Annotated in this window: 6 protein-coding genes; 5 read left to right on the forward strand and 1 reads right to left on the reverse strand. The window is 71.1% G+C overall.

Features of this window, described 5'->3' with window-relative positions; translation table 11 throughout:
- Window positions 1–137 precede the first annotated feature (137 nt).
- Together guaB and ACP95_RS09000 are read left to right on the forward strand one after the other, a co-directional pair.
- Window positions 138–1,625, forward strand: coding sequence for an IMP dehydrogenase (gene guaB, locus ACP95_RS08995; protein ID WP_049980876.1), 1,488 nt, complete (start codon window positions 138–140; stop codon window positions 1,623–1,625).
- Window positions 1,626–1,715: 90 nt separating this feature from the next.
- Entirely contained in the window at window positions 1,716–2,366 is a 651-nt protein-coding gene (locus tag ACP95_RS09000) for a HalX domain-containing protein (RefSeq protein ID WP_049980877.1), read from the forward strand.
- Between the two features lies 1 nt (window position 2,367).
- Here ACP95_RS09000 and ACP95_RS09005 read toward each other — a convergent pair whose 3' ends face one another.
- Complete coding sequence (locus ACP95_RS09005) at window positions 2,368–3,336, reverse strand: ornithine cyclodeaminase family protein (protein WP_049980878.1); 969 nt, start codon at window positions 3,334–3,336, stop codon at window positions 2,368–2,370.
- A gap of 226 nt (window positions 3,337–3,562) precedes the next feature.
- Here ACP95_RS09005 and ACP95_RS09010 point away from each other — a divergent pair, with 226 nt between their 5' ends.
- The 3 genes from ACP95_RS09010 to ACP95_RS09020 are packed head-to-tail and all read left to right on the forward strand — an operon-like array spanning window position 3,563 to window position 6,745.
- Window positions 3,563–4,729: an NAD(P)/FAD-dependent oxidoreductase gene (locus ACP95_RS09010; protein WP_049980879.1), complete on the forward strand. Its 1,167-nt coding sequence runs from the start codon at window positions 3,563–3,565 to the stop codon at window positions 4,727–4,729.
- 48 nt (window positions 4,730–4,777) lie between these two features.
- A complete protein-coding gene (locus ACP95_RS09015) occupies window positions 4,778–6,145 on the forward strand; it encodes an amidohydrolase (RefSeq protein WP_049980880.1) in 1,368 nt (455 codons plus the stop codon).
- A 42-nt stretch (window positions 6,146–6,187) separates the two neighbouring features.
- Entirely contained in the window at window positions 6,188–6,745 is a 558-nt protein-coding gene (locus tag ACP95_RS09020) for a thioredoxin family protein (RefSeq protein WP_049980881.1), read from the forward strand.
- Window positions 6,746–6,944 lie beyond the last annotated feature (199 nt).

Below are 6,944 nucleotides of genomic sequence, written 5' to 3' on the forward strand. Positions count from 1 at the left end.
GAAGAAACGTCGAATCGTCCCGTTAGCTCGGCGGCTGCGACCGGCTATCGGCCACTGTCGGCCGGCTACTGTGCGTATCGTGGCCATACGGTCACCCGACTCGGAACGTTTTTGGGGCGAGCCTCACCACCGACTACATGGCGAGTAACGGGGCAGAACCCTTCTCAGAGAAGCTACGAGTGCCGGAGGCGCTGACGTTCGACGACGTGCTCCTGCGGCCGATGGAGAGCCGTGTCGAACCGGACGCCGCGGACGTTTCCACGCGCGTCTCGACCAACGTCGAACTCCAGATCCCCGTCCTCTCGGCGGCGATGGACACGGTCACCGAGGCCGGGATGGCCATCGGGATGGCCCGCGAGGGCGGGCTCGGCGTGCTCCACCAGAACATGACGAGCGACGAGATGGCGGCGTCGATCGCGCAGGTCAAACGCGCCGACGAGCTGGTGATCCGGCGGGAGAACGTCGTCACCGCCTCCCCCGAGCAGACGGTGAACGAGGTCGACGCGATGATGGAGCGCGAGGGCGTCTCGGGCGCGCCGGTCGTCGACGACGACGACACCGTGCTGGGGATCATCTCCGGCACCGACATCCGCCCGTACCTCGAGGTCGGCGAGAGCGACGAGGTGCGCGAGGCGATGACCGACGAGGTCGTCACCGCGGCGGCGGACGTGAGCGCCCGCGACGCGCTCGAGCTCATGTACGACCACAAGATCGAGCGCGTCCCCATCGTCGACGACGAGGACCACCTCGTCGGGCTCGTGACGATGCAGGGGATCCTCGCGCGCCGCGAGAACGAGAACGCGGCCCGGGACGATGACGGTCGCCTGCGCGTCGGCGTCGCGGTCGGCCCGTTCGACGACGAGCGCGCGGTCGTCGCCGACGAGGCCGGCGCCGACGTGCTGTTCATCGACTGCGCCCACGCCCACAACCTCAACGTCATCGACTCCGCGAAGGCGATCGCCGAGACCGTCGACGCCGACGTGGTCGTCGGCAACGTCGGCACCAGGGAGGCCGCCGAGGCGATCGTCGACTTCGCCGACGGCCTCAAGGTCGGGATCGGCCCGGGCAGCATCTGTACGACCCGGGTCGTCTCCGGCGCGGGGATGCCCCAGATCACCGCCGTCGCGCAGGTCGCCGACGTGGCGAGCCAGCACGACGTGCCGGTGATCGCCGACGGCGGGATCCGCTACTCCGGCGACGCGATCAAGGCGATCGCCGCCGGCGCCGACGCGGTGATGCTCGGCTCCTACTTCGCGGGCACCGACGAGGCGCCCGGCCGCGTCATCACGATGAATGGGAAGAAGTACAAGCAGTACCGCGGGATGGGCAGCGTCGGCGCGATGCAGTCCGGCGGCGGCGAGCGCTACCTCAAGGAGGAGAACGACGAGGAGTTCGTCCCCGAGGGCGTCGAGGCGGCGACGCCGTACACGGGCACGCTGGCCTCCGAGCTCCACCAGCTCGTCGGCGGGATGCAGTCCGGGATGGGGTACGTCGGCGCCGAGAGCATCCCCGAGTTCAAGGAGCGCTCGGAGTTCGTCCGCGTCTCCTCGGCCGGGCAGACCGAGGGCCACCCCCACGACGTGATGATCACAGACGAGGCGCCCAACTACAGCCCCAACGAGTAAGCACTCGGGCCGGCGGGGGAGGAGGCCGGAAGGGGTATTTTGATATAGCCGGCCACTCGTTTTCACCTATAGCTACCCGCTACCCTTCAGATGAGTGACGATCGACCTCTCGTGCTCGTAGTCGAGGACGAGGCAGACCTGGCGGACCTCTACGCCGCGTGGCTCGGCGACAGCTACCGCGTTCGCACCGCCTACGGTGGTCGGGAGGCGCTCGAAGACCTCGACGCCGAGGTCGACATCGTGCTGCTCGACCGCCGGATGCCGGGGCTGTCGGGCGACGACGTGCTGGACGCGATCCAGGAGCGCGGCCTGGACTGTCAGGTCGCGATGGTCACCGCCGTCGAGCCCGACTTCGACGTGCTCGGGATGGGGTTCGACGACTACCTCGTGAAGCCGGTCGCGCGGGACGAGCTGCTCGACACCGTCGGCAACCTGCAGCGCCGTGGGACGTACGACGCCGGCGTTCAGGAGCTGTTCTCGTTGGCGTCGAAGAAGGCGCTGCTCGAGGCCGAGAAGACCGACGCCGAGCTCGCGGAGAACGCGGAGTACGGCCAGCTCACCGACCGGCTCGACACGCTCCGCGAGGATCTGGACACGACGATCGCGGAGATGGACTCCGACGACGAGTTCGAGACGCTGTTCCGGGAGTTCGGCGGCGCCGACGACGAGTTCGACGACGAGCGCGGCGGCCCCTTCGCCGACGAGTCGGAGGAGGACCCCTTCGGCGGCGTCCAGGAGTAGTTCACAGGGCCACGTCCGTCCCGACATTCTCCGCGATCGCTCGATCGAACAGCGCCGTCGCCGCCGCGGCGTCGAGCACGGCCGACCCGACCGAGCCGACGACCAGGATTTCGTTGTCGGACGCCCGCCCCGTATCGCCCTCGAACACCGCCGAGAGCGGCGTGAACGCCGCCGCGTCGTGGTCGGGGAAGTCGCCGGTCTCGGCCACCTCCGTCGGCACGTCCGCGAACAGCCGCGCGGCCCGCGAGACCGTCTCCCGATCGAGTTCGCGCATCTCGGCCGTGTACGCCCCCACGGCGACGACGAGCGTCCCGGGGGCGAGCGCGTCGCCGGGGAAGACGGGCTCGGTCGCCGTCGTCGCCGTCACGACCACGTCGGCGTCCGAGACGGCCGCCCGCGCCGAGTCGACCGCCTCGGCGTCGATCCCCTCCGCCCGGAGGTCGGCGGCACACGCCGCCCGAGAGTCGCTGGGGGAGTACACCCGAACGGCGTCGACGCCGCGGGCGGCCGCGATCGCGCGGGTCTGCCAGCGCGCCTGCGTGCCGGCGCCGACGACGCCGAGCCGGACCGCCCCGTCGCCGGCGGCCAGCTCCCTCGCCGCCAGCCCGCCGATACAGCCCGTCCGGGCGTTGGTGATCCGGGTACCCGCCAGCAGCCCCGCCGGCTCACCCGTCCGGGCGTCGGTGACCGCGATCTGGGCCTGGACGGTCGGGAGCGCGCGGTCGGCGTTGCCCTCGTGGACGCTCGCCAGCTTCGTCGCGTAGTGGTCGTCGCCGTGGAGGTACGCCGGCATCGTGAGCCCCGTGCCCAGCGGGTCGTCGCCGTCCAGTCCGATCCCGACCGGGAAATGCGGCCGCTCGGGGCGCTCGACCTCGCCGCGCCCCTGCTTCAGGAACGCCCGCTTGATCTCCGGCAGCAGCGCCGGGAGCTCCAGCAGGCTCGCCACGTCGTCGTCGGAGAGTACGCGCATACTCCCACCTTCGCCGCCGCGGAGAAAGCTCTTGGCCGAACGTTCAAGGGCGATGGCGGGACCAGCCTCCCCGTCGACTGAACCCACCGCGAGGGAGTCGAGGCCGGAGCGCGACGCGCCCCTCGCGAGCGACCCACGCGTCGCCTGTTCGCGACGGGCTCGGATCTGTGCCGGGCACACGCCGGGCGGCACAACCGTTTTCCCCACCCCCCGCCGAGGCCTCCCCATGCGAGTCGTTGTCGTCGGTGGGGGGATCGTCGGCCTGTCGAGCGCGTCCGCGCTGGCCGACCGCGGGGCCGACGTGGTGCTCTGTGAGCGGGACAGTCTGGGGAGCGGGAGCACCGCCCGCGCGCTCGGGGGGATCCGCGCGCAGTTCTCGACGGCGGTCAACGTCGATCTGACGCTGGCCAGCCGCCCGGTGTGGGAGTCGTTCGAGGAGCGCTTCGGCGTCGACATCGCGTTCCGGCAGACGGGGTACCTGCTGCTCGCGCGGACCGAGGAGACCGCCGCCGGGCTGGAGCGGCAGGTCGAGCTCCAGCGCGAGCGCGGCGCCGAGACGGCGTTGCTGACGCCCGAGGAGGCCACAGAGTACTGCGAGGGCGTCGATCCGGACGAGATCGCCGCCGCGACGTACAACCCACGCGACGGGTTCGCGGACCCGTACCTCGCGCTGCAGGGGTACGCCGACGCCGCCCGCGAGCGGGGGGTCGACATCCGGACAGGCACCGCCGTCACCGACGTTCGGCTCGACGACGGCCGCGTCGTCGGCGTCGACGCGACGGGCGAGGGCGCGCCCAGCGACGGCGCCATCGACGCCGACGCGGTGGTGAACGCCGCGGGCCCGTGGGCCGGCGAACTCGCCGCGATGGCGGGGCTCGACCTCCCGATCGAGCCACAGCGCCGCCAGGCGCTCGTCGTCGACCCGGAGCGCCCAGTGCCGGAGAGCGATCCGCTCACCATCGACCTCGAGACGAGCTCGCACTTCCGGCCGGAGCGCGACGGCGCGGCGGTCGTGGGCGGCTACTTCGCCGACGCGCCGGAGACGCCCGACCCCGACTCGTTCTCCGAGTCGTTCGACGTCGCGTGGGCGGCCGAGACGGTCGAACGCGCCGGCGTCTACTGCGACTACTTCGGGGACGAGACGCGACTGAAGCGCGGCTGGGCCGGCCTCTACGCGGTAACCCCCGACCACCACCCGATCCTCGAGGAGTCGTTCCCGGGGTTCGTGCAGGCGGTCGGCTTCTCGGGGCACGGGTTCCAGCACGCGCCCGCGACCGGGCAGGTCGTCGCGGAGCTGCTCCTCGACGGCGAGGCGTCGACGGTCGACGTGTCGGACCTCGGGAGCGACCGGTTCGAGCGTGGGGAGCTGCTCCACGAGCGGAACGTGGCCTGATTGCCCCGGACGCCACACTCATCTTCCGCCCACCCGTCGGTGGCCTCGATGACTGACACGGCGGCGCTCAAGCGGCGCGTCCGGGAGGCGATCGACGACAACGACGAGGCGATCCTCGAACTCGCCGAGTCCGTGCACGCCGAGCCGGAGTTGGGGTACAAGGAGACCGAAACCACGCGGAAGGTCGCCGAGGCGTTCCGCGGACTCGGGCTCGACGTGGAGACCGAACTGGCGGTCACCGGCGCCCGCGCCCGGGCTGGCGGCGCCGGGGACACCGAGGCCGACGCCGACGAAGCCGACGACGAGTTCGTGTTCGCCCTGCTCGGCGAGCTTGACGCGCTCGTCAACCCCGGCCACCCCGCGGCGGACCCGGAGACGGGCGCCTGCCACGCCTGCGGCCACGAGGCGCAGCTGGCGAACCTCGTCGGCGCCGCCTACGGGCTGGTCGCGTCGGGCGTCGTCGACGACCTGCCGGGCGCGGTGGAGTTCATCGCCGTCCCGGCCGAGGAGTATCTCGACCTGGAGTACCGCCGCGGCCTGCTCGACGACGGCGAGATCGAGTTCTTCGGCGGCAAGCAGGAGCTCATCCGCCGGGGGTACTTCGACGACGTGGACTGCGCGGCGATGATCCACGCCGCCAGCGAGACCCCGGAACGGGAGGTCAGCAGCGACTTCTCCTCAAACGGGTTCGTCGGGAAGACCGTCCAGTACGAGGGGCGGGAGTCCCACGCCGGCGGCGCGCCCGAGGAGGGTGTCAACGCGCTCAACGCCGCGATGGCGGGGATGAACGCCGTCAACGCCAACCGGGAGACGTTCCCCGACGAGGAGCACGTCCGGGTCCACCCCATCGTGACGAAAGGGGGCGACGGCGTCAACGTCGTCCCGGCGGACGTGCGCATGGAGTCGTACGTCCGCGCCAAGAGCGTCGACGCCATCGAGGACGCCAACGAGACCACCAACCGGGCGCTGGAGTCCGGCGCGATGGCCGTCGGCTCGGACGTCACGATCGAGGACTTCCCGGGCTATCTCCCCCTGCGGACCGACGAGACGCTCGTCGCGGCGTTCGACGACAACGCCCGCGAGGTGATCGGCGAGGACGCCGTCCACGGCGAGCACCAGCACGTCACGGGCTCGACGGACATGGGCGACGTGAGCCAGATCGTCCCCGCGGTCCACCCCTGGACCGGCGGGTTCGAGGGGTCGGCCCACTCCACCGAGTTCGGCGCCGTCGACGAGGAGATGGCGTACCTCCTCCCCGCGAAAGTGACGGCGTCGATGGTCGTCGACGTGCTCGCCGACCCCGAGAAGCGCGAGGCGATCCGCGAGGCGAAGGCGGGCAAGCGCTCGACCGACGAGTACCTCGAGATCGTCCGGGAGATGCGGAACACGCGGGAGGGGAGCTACATGGACGCGTAGGCCCGCCGAAACGACCTTCCGGTGTGGGGTCCAAGCGCGGGTATGGTCGCGAAAGAATCCGAGTCCGAACTGGAGCGCGGCGACGAGGCACCGCCGTTCTCGCTGCCGGGCGTCGACGGCGGGACGTACTCCCTCGACAGCTTCGCCGACGCGGACGCGCTCCTCATCGTCTTCACCTGCAACCACTGCCCGTACGCGCAGGCGAAGTTCGAGCTGCTGAACGAGCTGGCCGCCGAGTACGACGACGCGGCCGTCGTCGGCATCAACCCCAACGACGCCGAGGAGTACCCGGAGGACAGCTTCGAGACGATGCGGGAGTACGTCGAGTCGGGCGAGGTCGCCTACGACGCCTACCTCCGCGACGAGAGCCAGGCCGTCGCCGAGTCCTACGGCGCCGTCTGCACGCCGGACCCGTTCCTGTTCCGGCGCGAGGGGGACCGCTGGACGCTCGCGTACCACGGCCGCCTCGACGACGCACCCAACCCCGACGACGAGCCCTCCGAGTTCTACATCCGCGACGCGATCGACGCCGTGCTCGCCGGGGAGGCCGTCGACATCGAGGAACAGCCGTCGCGGGGCTGCAGCATCAAGTGGACGTAGCCAGACACGGCGAGTGACCGCTCGCCGACTCCGTTCGGCGAGCCTGGAGCCTGCTGCCGTGTCTGTGTGTAGCCAAGGGACGAGCGACCGCTCGCCGACTCCGTTCGGCGAGCCTGGAGCCTGCTGAGCACGTACGTCTGAGCATCGATCGATGTACAGGCTACGTACGTCTGAGCATCGACGATGTACAGCTACGTAC

The sequence above is a fragment of the Halolamina rubra genome (assembly GCF_000739555.1).
GTDB lineage: Archaea > Halobacteriota > Halobacteria > Halobacteriales > Haloferacaceae > Halolamina > Halolamina rubra.